Origin of the sequence: Aeromonas sp. 602200 (assembly GCF_049173895.1) — a bacterium.
Taxonomy (GTDB): Bacteria; Pseudomonadota; Gammaproteobacteria; order Enterobacterales; family Aeromonadaceae; genus Aeromonas; species Aeromonas veronii_A.
The window spans coordinates 1-21,765 of the sequence record NZ_JAAKSL010000002.1; the positions used below are offsets into that span (position 1 = coordinate 1).

General features: G+C 56.4%; 13 protein-coding genes. 4 read left to right on the forward strand and 9 right to left on the reverse strand.

The window, feature by feature from the left end; genetic code table 11:
* From G5221_RS03150 to G5221_RS03180, 7 genes are all read right to left on the reverse strand, one after another.
* Positions 1-954, reverse strand: a 954-nt coding sequence (locus G5221_RS03150; RefSeq protein ID WP_421262817.1) for a retention module-containing protein, incomplete at its 3' end; no start/stop codon positions are given.
* Positions 955-1,223: 269 nt separating this feature from the next.
* A complete protein-coding gene (locus G5221_RS03155; RefSeq protein WP_421262818.1) occupies positions 1,224-3,149 on the reverse strand; it encodes an EAL domain-containing protein in 1,926 nt (641 codons plus the stop codon).
* 3 nt (positions 3,150-3,152) lie between these two features.
* A complete protein-coding gene (locus tag G5221_RS03160; RefSeq protein WP_421262937.1) occupies positions 3,153-3,905 on the reverse strand; it encodes a transglutaminase-like cysteine peptidase in 753 nt (250 codons plus the stop codon).
* A 138-nt stretch (positions 3,906-4,043) separates the two neighbouring features.
* Positions 4,044-5,369: a TolC family outer membrane protein gene (locus tag G5221_RS03165; protein ID WP_216953335.1), complete on the reverse strand. Its 1,326-nt coding sequence runs from the start codon at positions 5,367-5,369 to the stop codon at positions 4,044-4,046.
* 37 nt (positions 5,370-5,406) lie between these two features.
* Positions 5,407-6,840, reverse strand: a complete 1,434-nt coding sequence (locus G5221_RS03170; protein WP_266135587.1) for an HlyD family type I secretion periplasmic adaptor subunit — start codon at positions 6,838-6,840, stop codon at positions 5,407-5,409.
* Positions 6,833-8,977: a type I secretion system permease/ATPase gene (locus tag G5221_RS03175; protein WP_266135586.1), complete on the reverse strand. Its 2,145-nt coding sequence runs from the start codon at positions 8,975-8,977 to the stop codon at positions 6,833-6,835. The genes G5221_RS03170 and G5221_RS03175 overlap by 8 nt, the downstream gene beginning before the upstream one ends.
* Positions 8,978-9,328: 351 nt before the next feature.
* Positions 9,329-10,258 carry a TIGR01212 family radical SAM protein gene (locus tag G5221_RS03180; protein WP_421262819.1) on the reverse strand — a complete coding sequence of 310 codons (930 nt, stop codon included), beginning with the start codon at positions 10,256-10,258 and terminating at the stop codon, positions 9,329-9,331.
* Between the two features lie 611 nt (positions 10,259-10,869).
* Between G5221_RS03180 and gltB the strand changes: the two genes are divergently transcribed.
* The 4 genes from gltB to G5221_RS03200 all read left to right on the forward strand — a co-directional run bounded on the left by gltB (position 10,870) and on the right by G5221_RS03200 (position 19,142).
* Positions 10,870-15,327, forward strand: a complete 4,458-nt coding sequence (gltB, locus tag G5221_RS03185) for a glutamate synthase large subunit (RefSeq protein WP_421262820.1) — start codon at positions 10,870-10,872, stop codon at positions 15,325-15,327.
* A 12-nt stretch (positions 15,328-15,339) separates the two neighbouring features.
* Complete coding sequence (locus G5221_RS03190) at positions 15,340-16,755, forward strand: FAD-dependent oxidoreductase (RefSeq protein ID WP_042056188.1); 1,416 nt, start codon at positions 15,340-15,342, stop codon at positions 16,753-16,755.
* A gap of 342 nt (positions 16,756-17,097) precedes the next feature.
* Positions 17,098-18,393 (forward strand): DEAD/DEAH box helicase, encoded by a 1,296-nt coding sequence (locus tag G5221_RS03195; protein WP_005337380.1) that lies wholly within the window; start codon positions 17,098-17,100, stop codon positions 18,391-18,393.
* Between the two features lie 98 nt (positions 18,394-18,491).
* Positions 18,492-19,142 carry a DUF2913 family protein gene (locus tag G5221_RS03200; RefSeq protein WP_421262821.1) on the forward strand — a complete coding sequence of 217 codons (651 nt, stop codon included), beginning with the start codon at positions 18,492-18,494 and terminating at the stop codon, positions 19,140-19,142.
* 99 nt (positions 19,143-19,241) lie between these two features.
* Here G5221_RS03200 and G5221_RS03205 read toward each other — a convergent pair whose 3' ends face one another.
* Positions 19,242-19,481 (reverse strand): FeoC-like transcriptional regulator, encoded by a 240-nt coding sequence (locus tag G5221_RS03205; RefSeq protein WP_005350974.1) that lies wholly within the window; start codon positions 19,479-19,481, stop codon positions 19,242-19,244.
* Positions 19,478-21,748 (reverse strand): Fe(2+) transporter permease subunit FeoB, encoded by a 2,271-nt coding sequence (gene feoB / locus G5221_RS03210; protein ID WP_421262822.1) that lies wholly within the window; start codon positions 21,746-21,748, stop codon positions 19,478-19,480. Before feoB ends, G5221_RS03205 begins: the two co-directional genes overlap by 4 nt.
* Positions 21,749-21,765 lie beyond the last annotated feature (17 nt).

The window sequence follows — 21,765 nt, forward strand, 5'->3', positions numbered from 1 at the left end:
GCCATCGCTGATACTCACCGTGTTGGTCAGCAGCACCTGTACCGTGCCATCCGTTTCGGTCGCACCCGCATTCAGGGTCTCGACGTTGAAGTCGATGTCATCTTGTGGCGTCACTATCAGCGTCAAGGTCGAAGTAACAACATCAGAACTATCGGTGACCAGATAACTCACTGTAGGAACTGCACCAGAATAGTCAGGAGCGGGGGTAAAGGTGAAAGAGCCATCACTGTTGATGATCAGCGTACCAATGCCAGTAAGGGTCGATGTAACACCTGCGGGAACATCAATATTACTACCCCAGCTATAGCTGATGATGGATTGAGCCAAGGGACCATCCGGGTTGGAGCTATTGGCCAAAAGATCACCACTGACAGGGTTATCTTCATCCATCGAAAATACTTCACTCTCATCCAACAAGAGATTAGTTAGTGGCTCCGGTTCTAACAGTGGTTCAGCCGCTTGCTCAGTGTTGATAATGGGTTCAGCCTGATAATTGGTATCAAAACCGGCCTCGGCAATGGTCGCATCACCGGTTCTATCAATGGTGACAAAGCCACCATTGCCGCTTGCTCCTGCTACCCCGCCAATACCACCGCCACCACCGGCAGCAGGTGCACCACCTGCTGCTGAAGCCTCAAAGTTTTGCGTCGGGTCAACGCCTTGCAAAATTGACTCTTGCAATGCAGCAATGTCAGAAGGAGCGCCCTCCGTGCTGGCACCACCTTGCGGTTGTCCCGGTTCTGCTAATTCGGAACCGGTGGGTACATTCTGCGCTGGTGTATCGTCATAGGGGGAAAGAACAAGCTTGGCATCATCCGCTATGGTCAATTTGGCACCGGGCTGGAGTATTTCCCCCTTTTGCAGGGGGCGACTGCTGCCATCAGCCAGCACAATCTCCACATTCCCTTCGATAGCTGAGACAACCACGGACTTGTCGATGATTTGGGTACGCATATCCATTGCTCCAACGTGACAGATCTTGATGTCTACACCGTAGAGGGAGATAACGTGCTTTTCCGTTGCAATAATCTATAGGTTTGACTGCCCTCAAACCGATATAGAGAATAAAATCGAAAGGTTATTTTTTCTTCATTAAAATCATAACGATAAAAGTGGAACCAAATAACACCCATATTAATTTGATAATAAAAAAATCAAATAATATATTGTATTGATATAAAAAATGACCCCATTCGGGGCCATTTCTACAGTGTACATATCAATCAAGACAAGGGGAAAGCAGGATGCACAAATCCCTGATAACCATCGATATGCAACTTGGAAAGCAGTTCCACTTGATGTTGATCTTCGACGCGGGTTGCAATGGTGGTCACACCGGCATTGTGTGCAGCTCGGCACACTGCAGCCAAGAATGAGGTGTCAGCACCCGGCTCCATGACCTGACTGGTATAACCGTGATCCACCTTGACATAGGCAGGCGCTAACTCCTCCAGATAGCCCAGTGACTGGAAGTGACGGCCATAGTGGTCAACCCCCCACTGGAAACCATGGACCTGCAATGCGCCTACCAAAGCGGCCACATGATCTTTGTGCTTCATAATGGCTGCCTCGGGTATCTCGAATAACAGCCGTTCTTTCAATTCGCCATGTTCGACCAGATAGTGCGTCAGCCAGGTCAAAAACTCATCCGAACAAAGCGAACCTGCCGTTATATTAATTGCCAGCACTAGATCCGCTTGTTTGTGCAGTAAGGGAACACATGCATCAAGTATTGCCTGATCAAAATCGCCCCCCAATTTGAACTGTTCGATGGCAGGCAAAAACTGACCGGCAAAATAGTCCGTGCCATCGCGAGAGATAGATGCAAACAACTCGGCATGCAACCTGGCCCCGTTATCAAATCGGCAAGCTGGCTGAGCCTTGAATCGCCAGAGGTGATGCGAAATAGCATCCTGAACCAAATCACGCCATGCCAAGCGCCCCATCAACCCCTGCTCGGCTCCCCCTTCCATGACAACAGCACCACGGCGTTCATTACGCGCCTTGCCGAGTGCATTATCCGCTTTAGTCAACAGGACTGAGAGATCATCATTACCATCACGACCTGCAATACCAATGACGGAGAGAGGATTACCCTCCGCCATTGGGTTCACGACCAGATCAGCAATACGAGAATTGATAATTTCTGCCAACTCCTTAAGCTGACCCAAATCATCTGTCGGGCAGAGCAGAGCATATTCGGTCGCTGATATCCGCGCCACAGCTGCACCATCCCATCCCTTAAGCTGTTCGCGTAAGATTTTTGCTATAGATTTGACCATATTATCACGGGCAGCAAAACCTTCATCACGGTAGATATCATCGAGCATATCTACCGCAACCAACATGATGCCCCCTTGGCCAGATTCTGCAATCCAGGCATTAACCTGACCAACAAAATAGGCTCGATTACCCAAGCCAGAAACGGCATCCACATAAACTCGTTCACGCAGTTTCTCCGCCTCGTCGGCCTGCTCTTTGAATTGCACCGCCAACTTTCCGGATAAGATGTTGATCGCTTGTACAACCTGCTTCAATTCATAGGTCTTGGGCTCTGGAATGGTATGCCCAAAATGATGCAATTCAATCTCGACGGCCTGCTCACAAATCTGCTTGAGCGGTTTTAACAGGAAATTAAGTGCACGCATAAGCAAGATCGTGGTTACCAAAAATCCAATCACAAACCAGGTCGCCAGTTCGCTCATCCCTGCCCACAGTTCGTGATAGGCTTGTCCTGGGTGGCCCACCACCTTGAGCTTGCCAAGTTGCAGCCAGCCAGACGTCAGAATTGACTCATTGGATACTTCCGGAAACAAGCCAAGTTCAATAAACCAGTCAGGTACACCTTGAATACGGCTGCTGTTTTCTTCTTCAATCACATCTTTCGACGCAAGCAGGTCAAGACGAACCATACGGTAATAACCACCATCAAATATGGCCTTAATCACCGACTCAGCTCCCACCTTGTCGCCATTTTCAAGATAAGGAGTTAATGCCAGTCCCAGTGACGTAGCGGTGTTGATTACCGTTGTCTCCTGCTGTTGTGCCAGATAAGTTCGTGTCGAATTGAATTGCACCCAATACGTAGCTGCAAACAACAGTCCAAACAACAGCAACATGGTGGCCAATAACTGTCTATAAAGCGTCATAGGTTAATCATCCAAATTCACCACAGGCCTAGCCAATCGCCCCGATGTCATGCGATTGCGTAAATCATTCCATAATCCCAAGCGAGATGATTGGCCAGCCAGCTCCCCTTGGCCTCGCGCCTTCATCAACCACAAGTGACTACCGTTAAAACTATAGATAGGTACCAAATCTCGCCGTTGGGTAGCTGGTCGAATAGAGCCTATCAAATTATCCAAAATAACCGGAACAGAAGAGGGGGTCTCATAATATGCCACCACCATGTGGAACTGGTTGTAATCAAGGGCCTTGACATAAACCATCCGCATTTTTTCATCCGGGATCCCCAATTCCAGTAGTGTGGAATATTTGGCAATACTGAAATCTTCGCAATCTCCTCCGGCAGCCCCCAGAAACTCGAGCGGGGTTGCCCAGTAATCTTTCTTGCGCCACAACTTGATGTCATCAACAAAGCGCATTTGATTAAAAAAGTTGTTCACTCTTTCGAGCTTTTTCGCCTCGCTCAGTGCCTTTCCCTTCGTTTCCATCACCAGCATGCGCCAACTGGTTACACGCTTGCCGGCTCTGGCACCATAGGTCTGCTCCGCCCGCTTGATCAAGTTGAGATCTTCCTGTGGCAGAGGCTGGCTGGCACAGAGCAAAAGTGAGAAGGGTAACAGCAGGATCCATAAGGAGTGGCGCAGAGTACGTAGAGATCGGTATCTCCATTTATTGAGGAGATCACACCATCTGCTTCCGGTACCACGCAGGAGTGTCACGTCATATGCCTGCTGCATGATTGCTACTGCACTCCTCAAAAACCGTGCAACCACCTGCTTTAGCCAAACATGGTGACTGCCAGCAGCAGTCACCATGTTGGCGTTCATCATCATCCCGGCGGGATCATTGGCAAACGGTTATTGCCTGGGCTGCCATTCAGCGGGTTGCTTGACGCTAAATGCATTGAGCAGACTTCCTGTCGCATTGAGGATGCGATAGTCCGCCAGCAATGCATCATACTCAGCAGTGATATAACTGCGACGCGCTTCGAACAATTCGTTTTCGGTGTTCAATACGTCCAGCAAGGTTCGCTGACCCAAGCCAAACTGCTTCTTGTATGCCTGAACGGTATCGTAGCTTGCATCCACATGCTCTTTAAGGAAGGTTTTCTGTTTGGCCAGCGACTCTTTCGCATTCCATGCCAAACGGGTTCCCTCTTCTACCTGACGAAATGCATTCAGATGAATGTCTTTCGCCTGAGAGTACAGTGCCGAAGTTGCATTGCTCTCGGCTACGTCAGAACCACCTCGGAACAGGTTGTAACGCATCCGCACCATAGCTGTCAGATCGTCATTGCGACCTTTAACGGCATCAATATCCTCATTCCAGTTTTGGTCCACTTCAAAAGTGACGTTAGGGTAGAAACCGGATTTGGCACCTTCATGCTGATACTTGGCCGCTTCAATATCTTGCAGGGATGAGAGCAGGGTCGGGTGAACTTCTGTCGCCGTTTTCAGGGCAGTATCGAGACTAGCCGGGACCAACTCGGCATTAGGTACCGGTTGAACGAGATCTTTTGGTACCTCGTTAACCACCCGAATAAACTCGCTTTCCGCATCACGGTAGTTGTTTTCAGCGGCGGCTTGGTTGGCGTAGGCCCTGGCAACACGACCATCAATCTGGGTCTGATCAGCAGTAGAACCAAGCCCTGAATCAGTCCGTTTCTGAATGTCGCTACGGATCTGTTCGTGGGTTTCCAGGTTCTGTTTGGAGAGTTCCAGGATCTCCTGCTGGCGCAGCATATTGAGGTAGACCTCAGCCACTCGCAGCGCGGTATTCTCTGCTTCGGAGATCATCGCCAGACGCTGGGCGTTGGCTTCAGCTTCAGTTCGGGAGACGTTGTTGCTGACATCAAAGCCATCAAACAACATCTGCCGCAAACTGAGTCCAGCCTCTTTGCGAGTCATGGAGTCATCAATATTGCTGTTTGAACCAGCAGCCCGGGTAGAAGGGCTGTCAGTCTTTTCATAGCCTACGCCGCCACGCAGATCGATCGTAGGATAATAGCCACCCTTGGCGCCATCATGCTGATAGAGGCGTGCCTGGTAGAGATCAAACGCTTCCTTGATCTTGGGATGCGTAGCGAGTGTCTGTGCCACCGACTCTTCCAGAGTCTGGGCCTGACCCAAACTAGGGATCAGGGTGATGCCACTGACCAGCATGGCAACAATCGTTTTTTTCATGTTATCTCCAGTCATGTTTTGTTTTTAGATTGTTGGCTTATCGTTCTCTCAGTGCCGACTGCTTAGCCCGTAAAATCGGCTTAAGTAAATAGTCTAGGACACTTTTTTTACCAGTAATGATATCAGCACTGGCTAACATACCGGGGATGATGGGAAGTGCGTTAAGCTCATCGCCCAAGTAACTCTTCTCGGTACGCACCCGAACCAGATAAAAGGAGTTCCCCTCCTCATCCTGGATCGAGTCCGCACTTATCTGTTCAACCTTGCCATGCAATCCTCCATAGATTGTAAAGTCGTAGGCAGTGATCTTGACGATGGCATCCAGCCCCGGTCGCAGGAAGGCGATATCTTTCGGCGACACCTTGGCTTCAACCAACAAGGTGTCCTCCAGCGGCACTATCTCCATCAAATCCATGCCGGGCTGCACCACGCCGCCCAGGGTGTTGATCTTGAGTTTCTTGATGGTGCCCTTGAGCGGAGCAATCACGCTGGTCCGATCAACCCTATCTCGCAAGCCAACCTGCCCTTCTGACAACTGGCCAAGTCGCCCCTGCTTCTCATTCAGTTCCGTCTGGGAGTCAGCACGGAATTTCAGCGCTATGTCATTGCGCTTGGAAATAGTCTCACGCAACACCGAATTGAGTTTTGGTATCAGCAGACGGTTGCTCTCCAGCTCCCCCTGCATCTCGTTGACCTGCCGCTCCAGCTTAATTAGCTCCACTTGAGGCACTATACCCTCTTTTGCCAGTGGACGGCTAATATTGAGCTCTTGTCTGGCCAGATCCACACTGCGATTTACTGTGCGAATTTTGGCATTCAGTTCAATCAGTTCCTGCTCTTTCTGCTCGATCTGTTGACCAAGAATATAGAGCTGGTTCTTCAGGTTATTAAGGCGATCCCGTTGTACCGAGCGTTCACGGTTGGCATATTCGGGAAAGACGGTTTCATAGCCATCCGGGAACTGAATTGGCGCTTCTCCCACCACTACCTGTTCACGCCACCCCAGTGCGGGATCATTTTTAACCTCAACACTGGCCATTTCGGCCCGTAACCGTGCAATATCTCCTTTCAGAGTGACCAGCTCCTGCTCACGCTCTCGAAAATCGGAGCGGAAACGGGTGTCATCGATGCGCAGCAGCGGCTGTCCCTTCTCGACGATATCCCCCTCTTTGACGAAGATCTCTTTGACTATCCCCCCTTCCAGATTCTGGATCACCTGTAGTTGGCGGGATGGGATCACCTTGCCCTGACCCACGGTGACTTCATCCAGCTCGGCCCAGGCAGCCCAGACGATGGCACTCATGAAAAAGAGGAAACAGCACCATAACAGGATGCGGGCACCGGTTGGGGTAGTAAGCAACACAGCTGCCGCGCCGTCATCGACAAACTCCAGATGCTCGGGTGCCGGCAATACATCACCGGAAGGCGCATTTTTGCTGCGTTTTAACCAGTTCATGAGCCCCTTAACCATGGGACACCTCCTGCACGCGCACCTTGCCTTCCTTCAACTGCTGCAACACCACCTCTTTGGGACCATCTGCCACAATCTGTCCCTGCTCGATGACGATAACTCGCGAGGCCACATCCAGCATTGAGGTCTTGTGGGTGATGAGGATCAAGGTGGTTTCCGGGCCCAGTCTGGCGAGCTCCTGTTTGACCTGCATCTCGGACTGGTTGTCCATGTTGGAGGTAGGCTCATCCATCACCAGAATGGGGGGATCATTGAGCAGGGCGCGTGCCAGCAGGATCGACTGACGCTGGCCACCGGAAAGCTGACGGCCACCCTCACCTATCTGCCGATCCAATCCGTTGGGATCACGGTTGGTAAAATTGGTGACGCCCGCCCGCTTGGCAGCACGCAAGACTCTCACGTCATCCACCAGCGGATTACCCAGCATGATGTTGTCTCGCACCGAACCAAAAAAGAGAATGACATCTTGGGGAACACAACCGATATTGCGACGAATCACCGAGGGAGGCAACTGGTCTATTTCGAAACCATCGATCCGGACCGAACCGTCAGTCGGCCGATACAGCCCCATCAACAACTTCTCGAGGGTCGTTTTACCCGCCCCAATCCGGCCGATAATTGCCACCTTTTCACCCGGCTGAATACGCAAATTGATATGGTGCAGGGTGCTGGTTTCCATTCCTGGATATTTGAACGAAACATTTTCGAATTCAATTCGACCGGCAATCACCGGATGATGGATATATTGCTTGCCTTCCTCCTGCTCACCCGGGGTTTGCATGATTTTTTCCAGAATATCCAGTGCAGACTTGGCCTGGTTATAACGGGTCGACAACACTGAGAGTTGCACCATGGGCGCAATGGCACGACTGGAGAGCATCACGGCAGCAATCATCCCCCCCATGGTGACTAAGCCTTCGGAGATCTGGTAAACACCGACAATCACCAGACCGACCGTCACCACCTGCTGGATATAACTGGCCAGTGACGACATGGAGTTGGTAATTCGCCGTGTTTGTACACCCCAGGTGGAAATATGGGAAACAGCCTGCTCCCAACGGTGCTGGAACAGACTCTCGGCGCCAAAAATTTTGACCGTTTCCAGCCCGGAAATACTTTCGATCAGGTTGGCATTTTTCTGAGAGGCCAGCCGGGAACCCTCTTCGATGGACTTTTTGAGCGGCTCTTGAATATAGAAGCTGTAGGCGATCAGGATCAGCATGGCGACGATGGGGACCACCACCATCACACCGGCAAACATCCAGATAATAAAAAGGAAGAAGACGGCAAAAGGCAGATCGATAAGAGTAGAAACCGTCGCGGAAGTGAAAAACTCCCGCACCGATTCAAATTCCTGCAGATGTTTGGCGAAAGCGCCGGTGGAAGCGGGACGAGACTCCATCCGCATGCCCATCACCTTGGCGAAAATCTTGGCGGACAGCAGCACATCAGACTTTTTGCCAGCGATATCGATAAAGTAACTGCGCAACTGCCGCATCACAAAATCGAAGGTAAAGACCACCATGGCCCCGACCGCCAGCACCCAGAGCGAATCAAATGCCAGATTGGGCACAATCTTGTCATAGACGTTCATGGTAAAGAGGGGGCTGGCGATGGCAAACAGGTTGATCAGAATGGAGGCGATCAGCACATCGCGATAGATTCCGCGAGATTCAAACAAAGTGCTCCAGAACCAGTGGCCATCACGGGTCTCCAGCACCTTGGGAGAGCGCTCGTCAAATTTGAACTGCTTCTTAACGTAAAAGAGACGCCCCAAATACTCATCACCCAGCTGGGCAGCAGTCAGCCATTGGGCGGCATCACCTGCCTGCGGGAAAATCACTTTCCCCTGGCTGCGATCTTCGTTCCACTCCAGCAAAATACAGGCGCCACCGTTACGCATCTGCAATACGCAGGGCAGCAGCAAGGGAGAGATCTGATCAAGCGGCTGGATCACTTCACGGGCAGATAGCCCGCCCCGCTCGGCAGCACGACAAAAGAGTGCTGTAGTCAGTCGTCCGGAGACCAGTGGCAACCCGGTCGTCAGGGCATCCTGGCTGTTGGGCACACCATAAAAGCGGGTCAAGAAGACCAGACACTCCAATAACTCATCGATACGACTTGTTTCTGCTTGCATAGCATCCCGTCACTGCATTAATAAGGTCGATACGAGAGGGGTATCACTCATATTTTCCTGCTATAGCGACTCTAAAAACGAGCCCCCTCCCACAGATGAGCCTGATCAGGGAATAAACCTATCCGGATACATCGTGACACTCACCACCAATTTTCCTTGCATGATGATTGGTAAAACCAGCCTGTGAGCATCATGCCGACGCCTCCCTCAGGTAAATGGAGGTGTTAATTGATAATGGCATTTATTGTGGCGCATCACTATATCAACCTGCAGGTACCAAAACTATAGTTTATGGTATGAACTTTTTATATAACCCTATGTTTTACGTGAAAATAATAATTACGAACTCAATTATAGGTCAGGAAGTATGAAGGGTCTTCCCAGTGCATGACCCTGAGGGCCACTCAAGGAGAGTGCTCGTGCAATGTCCGCCATCGCAGTCCAGCGATTCTCGCACCAGGCGGGAGCAAGCAGGGTTGGGCGGCGCGCGGAGGCCGAAATCCGGTGATACACCACCTCGGGCGGCGTGTGCTGGATCATGGCGACAGCGGCTTCCACATACTGCTCCAGCGTCAATACCTCAAGCCGCCCCGCCTGCCACGCTTTGCCGAGAGTACTGCCTTCAACCACATGAAGCGGATGCAGCTTGATCCCCTCAACACCGGTCTCAACGATACGATGCAGGGTATCGAGGCTGTCCATCGGCACTTCGCCCGGCAGGCCAACGATCAGATGAGCACATACCTTGATGCCGCGCTGATGGGCACGTCTTACCGCATCCTCATAGGCGGCATAACCGTGGCCGCGGTTGATCCGTTGCAAGGTATTGTCGTTGGCACTTTGCAGCCCGAGCTCCAGCCACACCTCGTAACCCCGGGCCTGATAGCCCGCCAACAGATCCAGCACCGCATCCGGCACGCAATCGGGGCGAGTGCCCACGCAGAGCCCCACCATATCGCTCACCGACAGTGCCTCTTCATACATCCGCTGCAGATACTCGACCTCGGCATAGGTACTGGTATAGGCCTGAAAGTAGGCAAGATAGCGCTTGGCACGGGTGACTTCGTCTCGGCGAGCCAGCAGTTGTTGCACCACTGAGAGTTGCTGAGCCGATTCGTCAGCAAAAGAGGATACATTGCAGAAGGTGCAGCCACCACGGCCCAGGGTGCCGTCCCGGTTCGGGCAAGTGAAGGCCCCGTGGATGGAGAGTTTGTGGATCTTCTGACCGTGACGTTGCTTGAGATCCTGACCGAATGTATTGACGAGTTCGTGTAACTGCATGACACCTCCGCTAAAGGAGCGCCATTGTACGAGCTTGCGCAAAACAGGGGCTGAGCTGGATCAAGCTAGCGGAGAGGGTAAAACATATAAATACCCGACCAATTTTGAATAAATATAGAGAAAAAGCGCAAAAAAAGGATTTTTACAGTTCTTTGACGATTCAAACAGTAAACATCCATATGAAAATGAGACCTGATAACCCACTGTTGAACAATGAAAAATTCAAAGAGACCCGACAGCACACAATTGCAAGCATGGGATATTGAAAATGTGATCCCTTCCGCTGTCGGCCACATCGGGTTGGTAAAATTACTACATTCGCCCATCGTCGCCGAGCGCACCATTGAGCCCGTCAATGGCGATATATTTAACCAACAAAATCAAGCCACACAGAATAAACACTCCATAACTGCGAGCTAATCCCCCTAACCCGACATTTTGTTATGCGAATGTAACCATGAAGACAAACCTGACCTGCGATTGACCTCGCCAGAAAATCCCATTAGTTTGGAGATTCGCCACGTCAGGCAGACGGAACCACAAGAGCCAATCGCAATTTATGCAGTCAGGTGATGACTGTGCGATACAAGGCCGAGCAAGGGAGAAATGCAATGTCACTATATGATCCAAAGCTGGAGAGGGATAACTGTGGCTTCGGCCTGTTGGCCCACATGGAAGGGGAAGCCAGCCACAAGCTTGTCCGTCTCGCGATGTCAGCATTGGCTCGCATGCAGCACCGCGGCGGGATCTCCGCCGATGGCAAGACCGGCGATGGTTGCGGTCTGCTGCTGCAAAAACCGGACAGCTTCTTCAGAGCTGTCGCCGAGGAGAAGGGATGGCACCTTGGCCGCAACTATGCGGTCGGCATGCTGTTTCTCAACCCTGACCCCGTATTGGCCCAGCAGACCCGCGACATCATCGACGAAGAGCTGGAAAAAGAGACCCTGAGTCTGGTCGGCTGGCGCAAGGTGCCCGTCGATACCAACGTACTGGGTACCATCGCCAAAGCCTCCCTGCCCAGCATTGAACAGGTCTTTGTCAACGCCCCGCCCGGCTGGGTCGACAAGGATCTCGAGCGCCGCCTCTATATCGTGCGCCGCCGCATCGAAAAGCGCGTCAACGACGACTACTTCTATGTGGTCAGCCTCTCCAATCTGGTCACCGTCTATAAAGGACTGTGCATGCCGGTGGACTTGCCGCGCTTCTATCTGGATCTCGCCGACATCCGTATGCAGGCGGCCATCTGCGTTTTCCACCAGCGTTTCTCCACCAACACCAGCCCGCGCTGGCCGCTGGCCCAGCCGTTTCGCTATCTGGCCCACAACGGCGAGATCAATACTATCGCCGGCAACCGCCAGTGGGCCAAGGCGCGCAGCTACAAGTTTGCGACGCCGCTCATTCCCGATTTGCAGGAAGCGGCCCCCTTCGTCAACACCACGGGGTCGGATTCCTCCAGTCTCGACAACATGCTGGATCTCTTCCTCGCCGGTGGCATGGACCTGTTCCGCGCCATGCGCCTGTTGATCCCGCCAGCATGGCAAAAGCACCCGAACATGGATGACGACCTGCGCGCCTTCTACGACTTCAACTCCATGCACATGGAGCCGTGGGATGGCCCCGCCGGTATCGTCATGACCGACGGTCGCTACGCCACCTGCGCACTTGATCGCAACGGTCTGCGTCCGGCCCGCTACGTCATCACCAAAGACAAGTTCATCACCCTCGCCTCAGAAGTCGGTACCTGGGACTACACCCCGGACGAAGTGCTGGAGAAGGGCCGGGTCGGCCCGGGCGAGCTGTTCGTGGTGGATACCAGCAACGGCAAGGTGTGGACCAGCTTCGAGATCGATGACGACCTCAAGAACCGCCACACCTACAAGCAGTGGATGGATAAACATTGCCGCCGACTGGTCCCCTTCGAGCAGATGGACGACAGCCAGACCGGTAGCCGCGAGTTCTCCGACGACCAGCTGAAAACCTATCAGAAGCTGTTTGGCTACTCCTTCGAGGAGCTGGATCAGATCATCCGGGTTCTCGGTGAAAATGGTCAGGAAGCGGTGGGCTCCATGGGGGATGATACCCCGATGGCGGTGCTCTCCTCCGGCCCGCGCACCCTCTATGACTACTTCCGCCAGATGTTTGCGCAGGTGACCAACCCGCCCATCGACCCGCTGCGGGAGAACCACGTCATGTCGCTGGCCACCTGTATCGGTCGCGAGCAGAACGTCTTCAACGAGACCTTCGGGCACGCCCACCGGGTGCTGTTCCAGTCGCCGATCCTGCTCTACTCCGACTTCCACCAGCTGCTGGCACTGGAAGGTGAGTACTACCGTCATCAGGTGATCAGCCTCAACTTCAAGCCAGAAGAGGGGCTGGAAGCGGCCATCGTGCGCATCTGCGATGAGGCCAAAACCGCCGCCAGGAGTGGCACCGTACTGCTGGTGCTGTCGGATCGCGATATCAGCGCCGATACCCTGCCGATCCCGGCCGCCATGGCGGTGGGCGCGGTACAGCGCACCCTGGTGGACAACAACCTGCGCTGTGACGCCAACATTCTGGTGGAAACTGCAAGCTGCCGTGACCCGCACCACTTCTCGGTGCTGCTGGGCTTTGGCGCGACCGCCATCTACCCCTATCTCGCTTACGAAACCCTGGCCAAACAGGTTGAAGAGGGCGTGCTCACCATGTCCCTGCGCCAGGCCATGGTCAACTACCGCAACGGCATCAACAAGGGGCTCTACAAGGTGATGTCCAAGATGGGCATCAGCACGGTCGCCAGCTATCGCTGCTCCCAGCTGTTTGAAGCGGTGGGCCTGGCCAAGTCGGTGGTCGATACCTGCTTCCGCGGCGTTTCCAGCCGTATTCAGGGTGCCGACTTTGCCGACATCCAGCAGGATCAGCACAATCTGGCCCGTCAGGCCTGGCTGGTGCGCAAGCCCCTCCCCCACGGCGGCCTGCTCAAGTTTGTCCACGGCGGCGAGTACCACACCTACAACCCGGATGTGGTGCAGACCCTGCAAACCGCGGTGCGCTCCGGCAACTATGCCGATTACAAAGAGTACGCCCGTCTGGTGAACGAGCGCCCGGTTGCCACCCTGCGCGATCTGCTGGCCCTGAAGAAGGTCGACAATCCGGTCGCGCTGGATAAAGTTGAGCCAGCCGACAAGCTGTTCCCCCGATTTGACTCCGCCGCCATGTCCATCGGCGCCCTCGGTCCTGAGGCCCACGAGGCACTGGCTGTCGCCATGAACCGCCTCGGCGGTCAGAGCAACTCCGGCGAAGGTGGCGAAGATCCCAAGCGCTTCGGTACAGAGAAGAACTCCCGCATCAAGCAGGTAGCCTCCGGCCGCTTTGGCGTCACCCCCCACTACCTGATGAACGCCGATGTGGTGCAGATCAAGGTGGCTCAAGGCGCCAAGCCCGGCGAAGGTGGCCAGCTGCCCGGTGACAAAGTCACCGCCCAGATCGCCCAGCTGCGCTATTCCGTGCCCGGCGTGACCCTGATCTCGCCGCCGCCGCACCACGATATCTATTCCATCGAGGATCTGGCCCAGCTCATCTTCGACATCAAGCAGATCAACCCGAGCTGTCTGGTGTCGGTGAAACTGGTCTCCGAGCCTGGCGTCGGCACCATCGCCTGCGGCGTGGCCAAGGCCTATGCCGACTTCATCACCATCTCAGGTTATGACGGCGGCACTGGCGCGAGCCCTCTCACCTCGGTCAAATATGCCGGCTCCCCGTGGGAGCTGGGTCTGGCTGAAACCCAACAGGCGCTGGTCGCCAACGGTCTGCGCCACAAGGTACGACTGCAGGTGGATGGCGGTCTCAAAACCGGCCTCGACATCATCAAGGCGGCCATCCTCGGCGCCGAGAGCTTCGGTTTTGGCACCGGCCCCATGGTGGCACTCGGTTGCAAATACCTGCGTATTTGCCACCTGAACAACTGCGCCACCGGCGTTGCCACTCAGGATGAGAAGCTGCGTCGCGAGCACTTCACCGGCCTGCCGGAGATGGTGATGAACTACTTCAAGTTCATCGCCGAGGAGACCCGCGAGCTGATGGCTCAGCTCGGCGTCACCCAGCTGACCGACCTGATTGGCCGCACCGATCTGCTGGAAGCCCTGCCCGGCCTCACCGCCCGTCAGGCCAAGCTGGATCTCTCCGGCATTCTGGCCCGTCCGGTAGCACCGGCAGGCTCCAGCCTGTTCAGTCAGCAGCACAACCCCACCTTCGACAAGGGGCCGCTCAACCTCAAGATGGTGGAAGATCTGCTGGAAGCGGTGGAAACCTCAAGCGGCGGCGAGTTCCGCTACGACATTCGCAACACCGACCGCTCGGTGGGCGCGCGTCTCTCGGGCGAGATCGTCAAGCGGCACGGCAACCAGGGTATGGCGGCGGATCCGGTCAAGGTGCACTTCAACGGCACCGCAGGCCAGAGCTTCGGCGTCTGGAACGCTGGCGGCCTCGAGATGATCCTCACCGGTGACGCCAACGACTATGTGGGCAAGGGGATGACCGGCGGCAAGCTGGTGATCAAACCCCATGTCGGTGTGGCGTTCAAATCCCACGAAGCAGCCATCATCGGTAACACCTGCCTCTACGGCGCCACCGGCGGCAAACTCTACGCCGCAGGCACTGCTGGCGAGCGTTTCGCGGTGCGCAACTCAGGTGCGCTCGCGGTGGTCGAGGGGATTGGCGACAACGGCTGTGAATATATGACCGGCGGCATCGTCACCGTGCTCGGTCAGACCGGCGTCAACTTCGCGGCGGGCATGACCGGCGGCTTTGCCTACGTGCTCGACGAGTGCGGCAACTTCGCCAAGCGCACCAACCCCGAGCTGGTGGAACTGCTGGACGTGGCGGATCTCGCCATCCATCAGGAGCACCTGCGCGGCATCATCACGGCGCACCTCAATGAGACCGGCAGCTCGCGCGCCGAGGAGATCCTGGCCAACTTCGACTCCTATGTGCCCAAGTTCAGGCTGATCAAACCCAAGTCCAGCGACGTGAAATCGCTGCTGGGTCACACCAGCCGTTCCAGTGCAGAACTCAGAATCCAGGCGCAATAAGGAGGGAACCCTATGAGCCAGAACGTATTTCAGTTTATCGATGTCCAGCGGGTCGACCCGCCCAAGAAGCCGCTCAAGATCCGCAAAATCCAGTTTGTGGAGATCTACGAGTCCTTCAATCAGCCGCAGGTACAGATGCAGGCGGATCGCTGCCTCGAGTGCGGCAACCCCTACTGCGAGTGGAAGTGCCCGGTTCACAACTACATCCCCAACTGGCTGAAACTGGCCAAAGAGGGGCGCATTCTGGAGGCGGTGGAGCTCTCCCACCAGACCAACAGCCTGCCGGAAGTGTGCGGTCGGGTCTGCCCGCAGGATCGCCTCTGTGAGGGATCCTGCACCCTCAACGATCGCTTCGGCGCGGTGACCATCGGCAACATCGAAAAATACATCACCGACAAGGCGTTCGAGATGGGCTGGAAGCCCGATCTCTCGAACGTGGTCAAGACCGGCAAGCGGGTCGCCGTCATCGGCGCCGGCCCTGCTGGCCTTGCCTGTGCCGATGTGCTGGCACGCAATGGCGTCACCCCGGTGGTGTTTGACAAATATCCGGAGATCGGCGGCCTGCTCACCTTCGGCATCCCCTCCTTCAAGCTGGAAAAAGAGGTGATGCAGCGTCGCCGCGAGATCTTCCAGGGGATGGGCGTGGAGTTTCGTCTCGAGACCGAAGTTGGCAAGGATATCACCTTCGCCGATCTGCTCGGCGAGTTCGACGCGGTCTTCCTCGGGGTCGGTACCTACAAGTACATGAAGGGCGGCTTTGCCAACGAAGAGGCGCCGGGCGTCTATGACGCCCTGCCCTACCTCATCGCCAACGCCAACCGCTTGCTGGGGTTCGAGAAGGCACAAGCCGACTACATCGACTTCGCCGGCAAGCAGGTGGTAGTGCTGGGCGGTGGCGATACCGCCATGGACTGCGTGCGTACCGCCATCCGTCAGGGGGCTGACAAGGTGATCTGCGCCTATCGCCGCGACGAGGAGAACATGCCGGGCTCCAAGCGGGAGGTGAAAAACGCCCGCGAAGAGGGGGTTGAATTCATGTTCAACCTGCAGCCGGTGGCGGTCGAGCTGGATGCCAACGGTCGCACCGTCGGCATCAAGGTGGTGAGCACCGAGCTGGGTGAACCCGATGCCAATGGCCGCCGCAATCCGGTGGTTATCGAAGGCTCCGAGCAGGTGCTGGCTGCCGATGCGGTGGTGATGGCATTTGGCTTCCAACCCAACCCCCAACCCTGGATGGCGGAGTTCGGCATCGAGCTCGACAACCGGGATCGCATCAAGGCCCGCGAGCAGGCGGAATATGCCTTCCAGACCAGCAACCCCAAGGTGTTCGCCGGTGGCGACGCGGTACGCGGCTCCGATCTGGTGGTGACCGCCATCTACGAAGGGCGCAAAGCGGCCGAAGGGATCATGGACTATCTGGCGGTCTGATCTGACCGGCCACAGCCGTGATGTTCCCTAACAGTCAGCCCTGCCAATGCGGGGCTGATTTTCTATGCACGCTCACCAACCGCTCATACGCTCCTGGCAGCCGTGAAGATAACTAGATGCAGTGCCTTGCGATGGCTCCTACACTGGGCAACTGCCACGGGAAAAACTCCAACCATTTGAGGCAGAATTTGTGACGTCTATCTGTTACACTTCGCGCCCGCCATTTTCCGGCTCACTCTCTGACTTGATGTCAGGCGCAGCCGTCGGTGGTTACAACCTCCGTCTCGCTCATGCCGAGCTAACCAAGCCAAACACAGCCCAGCTGGAACACAGGAACCCATTATGAGATTTGAATCGTTCGATTTTGCCCCCGAGATTTTGCGTGCTGTCTCAGATTGCGGTTATCAGGAGATGACCCCTGTGCAGCAACAGGCGATCCCGGCCATTCGCCGTGGCCGCGATGTGCTGGCCAGCGCCCAGACCGGTACCGGCAAGACCGCCGCCTTCGCCCTGCCCATCTTGCAGCGTCTGGTAGACAATCCGGCTCCGGTCCAGCCTTCCAACGCCCGGGTGCTGATCCTGACCCCGACCCGCGAGCTGGCGGCTCAGGTGGCGAGCAACATCAATGACTTCGCCAAGTATCTCGATATCACCACCATCACCATCGTCGGAGGTGGCAAGCAGGACGTGCAGGCCAAGAAGCTCAAAGCGGGCGCTCACATCATTGTGGCCACCCCGGGCCGTCTGCTGGAGCACCTCACCGCCTGCAACCTCAGCCTCTCTGGCGTCGAGTGTCTGGTGATGGATGAAGCGGATCGCATCCTCGACATGGGCTTCAGTGCCGATGTGCAGAAGATCCTGCAAGCGGTCAACAAGACCCGTCAAAACCTGCTCTTCTCCGCCACCTTCTCCGATGCGGTGAAGAAGCTGGCCAACCTGATGCTGGACAGACCGCAGATCGTCAGCGTCAACAAGCAGAACTCCACCGCCGACACCGTCAGCCACACCGTCTATCCGGTCGAGCAGAAGCGCAAGCGCGAGCTGCTCTCAGAGCTGATTGGCAAGCAGAACTGGCAGCAGGTGCTGGTGTTCGCCAGTACCCGCGAGAGCTGTGATGTGCTGGTCGAGGAGCTGAACCTCGACGGCATCAAGTCCGCCGTTGTCCATGGCGAGAAGGCCCAAGGCAACCGTCGCCGCGCCCTGCGCGAATTCATGGAAGGCAAGGTGCGGGTACTGGTCGCCACCGAAGTGGCCGCCCGTGGTCTGGACATCCCGGACCTGGAATACGTGGTCAACTATGATCTGCCGTTCCTGGCGGAAGATTACGTGCACCGCATCGGTCGTACCGGTCGTGCCGGCAAGCGCGGCATGGCCATCTCCTTCGTCAGCCGTGAAGAGGAGCGCACCCTGCTGGAGATCGAGGCCCTGATCGGCCAGAAGATCCGTCGCATCATGGTGCCGGGCTATGAGGTGAGCAGCCGTGACGAGCTGATCAAACAGCTGCAGGAGCGTCGCCGCTTCGGCAAGCGTCCGCAGCGTGAAGATAACGCCGTGGCCCAGGTGATGGCCGAAGCCAAGCTGCAGGGTCAGCGCCTCAAGCGTCTGGCTGCAGCCAAGAAGCCCCGTCAGCCGAAATAAGGCGGGCAGTTGCTCTATTGAACCGCAAAGGCGCCACTGGCGCCTTTGCCATCTCTGTCATCGGTGTTGACCCCTGGTGGTCAACTCAAGGATTGCTTATGACCTCTCCGACCTACAATCAGGCCCTGCTCGAGATGGCCACTCAAAGCCTGGCCGAACTGGCCCGCACCGCCGAGCAAAAGGCGGGCAAGCGCACTCCGGCGCAAGAGAGCCACTTTCTCTGCACCTGGATGGCCGACTCCCTCAAGGAGAAGCGTTTCTCCCGTCTGGTGATGGAGGATTTGAAAGCTTGGGTGCAGCTTGGCCGCACCCTGGGAGCGGGCGCCGATCTCAAGGGATTGCTGGAGCGCATCGCCTTCCAATACCAGTGCGCCATGACCAACTCGCAACAACTGGGGGCCAAGCTGGCGGCCCTGCTGGAGGAGCTGGCAACGGCAGGCTGGCTGGTGCTGACCGAGAGCGAGGTGAACACCAAGCTGCGCTTGCAATCGGGCGGTCAGGCGAGTCTGGTGGTAAGCCATAGCGAATATGCAGGCCATATCGAGGACGGTGAGCTTGTCAAACCCCTCACCCTCTATGTGCGCGGTGACGAGAAGGTGCTGGCCGAGGCGGCCTTCAAGCACGGCCTGCTGCTGAGCCAGGGCAACAAGAAAACCACCCTGGTCAAGCACCACAAGGCCTACCGGCTGATGCCGAACAACGCCCAACCGGCGCTGGCACTGCTGAGCGAGGCTCGCCAGAGCGCCTGACCTCGCCTGTTTTCAGCAATAAAAACGGCAGACCCTCATTTAAAGCAGGGTCTGCCGTTTTTTATTGTTCGATGTTTGATGATGAAGTGTGGCTATCGCTTAGCGGATCTTGATGCCAATCTGACCCGCATCACACCACTCGAACATCACCTCTTCGCTCTTGCCGCAGCAACTGCCACCACAGACCCGACTCTCGCGCTTGATGACCCGTCCCTTGCGCATCCAGACGCCGAGCATGGCCTCCACCGCATCTTCCGAGGTGTGGAAGTGGCGAGCCAGATCGCGCCGGCTCACCTTCTGCTGCGCGGCGAGGTAATCCCCCAGCTCGCGCAGGATCATAAGGTCACCACCTTGCGGGCGACGATGTCACCGTGACGGCGACCGGCCCACCAGAGCAGTACCAGAGAGAGGCCGTAGCTGACGATCCAGAACAGGCTCTGCTCCGGATGAGCGGCAAAGGTGGCCACCTGATAGAAGAGGGTGGCGCACATAAAGGCCATATAGTTGCACCATACCGCCGTCATTAGCGCCCACTGACGACCGGTTTCCCGCACCAGGGCACCCATGGCAGCGGCGCAAGGCATGTAGAGCAGCACGAACAAGAGGTAGGCAAAGGCACCGGCCGCCCCGTCGAAGTGGGTCTGCATGTTGCCGTAGGTGGAGACATCGACCTCCTGCGCCTCGGCGGCAGCTTTCTGGTCGTCGAGGTTGCCAACATCAAGCCCCATGGGGTCGCTCGGGTTGATCTCCGCCAGATTGGCCGCTACGGCATCGATCGCATCGTGAAAACTGGCCACCAGCGAGAACTCGCTCTCCTCCTCTGCATCGCCACCACCAGCGTAGAGGCTGTTGAGAGTACCGACCACTGCCTCTTTGGCGAAGATACCGGTGACGATACCGACCGTGGCCTGCCAGTTGTCATCGCGTACACCTATGGGGTGCAGCACCGGGGTCACCGCCTTGCTTATCTTGCTCAGGACCGAGCTCTCCTGCTCCTGATGACCGAAGCTGCCATCGGTACCCAGGGAATTGAACACGCTCAGCACGGCGACCACCAGCACGATGGTTTTACCGGCACCAAAGACGAAGGATTTGAGCTTCTGCCAGGTCTTGATGGCAACGTTGACCGGACGCGGCCACTCGTAATCCGGCATCTCCATCAGCATGGAGTCGCTCTTGCCCGGCAGCAGGGTGCTACGCAGCAACAGGCCGGTGAGCACCGCCACCAGAATGCCGATGAGGTAGAGACCGAACACCAGGTTCTGACCTGACTCGGGGAAGAAAGCCACCGCAAACAGGGCGTAAACCGGCAGACGGGCACCGCACGACATGAAGGGCGCCATGGCGGAGGTCATCAGCCGTTCCCGCTCGGAGTTGAGGGTACGGGTCGCCATCACCGAGGGGACGGTACAGCCAAAGCCCATCAGCATCGGCACGAACGCCTTGCCCGGCAGGCCGAGGCGGCGCATCAGGGCATCCACCACGAAGGCGGCACGGGCCAGATAGCCGGAGCTCTCCAGCACCGCGAGGAACAGATAGAGGCAGCCAATCACCGGAATAAAGGTGGCCACGGTCTGCAAACCAACGCCGAAGCCGTCTGCCAGAATGGCGCCCAGCCACTCGGGGGCATTGACCAGCCCCAGCAGGTGGTGCACCCCATCGACAAACAGGGCACCGCCCATGATGTCGAAGAAGTCGATAAAGGCGCTGCCGACGTTGATGGCAAACAGGAACATCAGGTACATGACAAACAGGAAGAAGGGGATGCCAATCCAGCGATTGAGCAGCACCCGATCCAGCCACTCGCTCTGGGCCTCGGTGAGCTTGCCCTTCTGCTGACGAGCCTGTTGTACCCACTGGTGGATATGGCCGTAGCGAATATCCGCCAGTTGCAGGTCGATATCCTGTCCCTGATGGGCGCGAGCCACTACATTGGCGGCGGCCGCCTGCTGACCGGGCAGCAGGGTCTCCTGCATCACCGCATCCTCTTCCAGCAGGCGCAGGGCGCGGCCACGGGTAGTGAGGTGATGCGGGGCGAGCAGGGTCTCCAGCTCCGCCAGATCGGTTTCAAGCTCTTGGCCGTAATCGAGTTGCAAGGCTGCTTGCGGCTGACCGATAAACTGCCGGATCTGCTGCTTGAAGGCGGCAACCTGCTTGCTGTTGTGGGCAGAGAGGGCCACTACAGGGCAACCGAGGGATTTGCCGAGCTTGCTATCGTCGATGACGATGCGGCGCTTTTGCAGGATATCCAGCTTGTTGAGCACCACCACCATGGGCAGGCCCAGTTCGCGCAGTTGCAGCGTGAGGTAGAGGGAGCGCTCCAGATTGGCGGCGTCGATGACGTTGAGCAGCAGGTCGGGTTGTTGGCCCTGGGCAAAGCGGCTGGCGATCTGCTCGTCCAGACTGCCATCCTGACCCGCCAGGCTATAGATGCCGGGCAGATCCATCAGCTTGAAGTGATGCTCACCCGCGCTGAACTCACCCATCTTCTTGTCGACGGTGACGCCACTCCAGTTGCCTACCTGCTGGCGGGCGCCGGTCAGGGCGTTGAACAGGGAGGTCTTACCGCTATTGGGGTTACCTACCGTTACCAGGGAATAATTCATACCAGCTCTACCTCTAT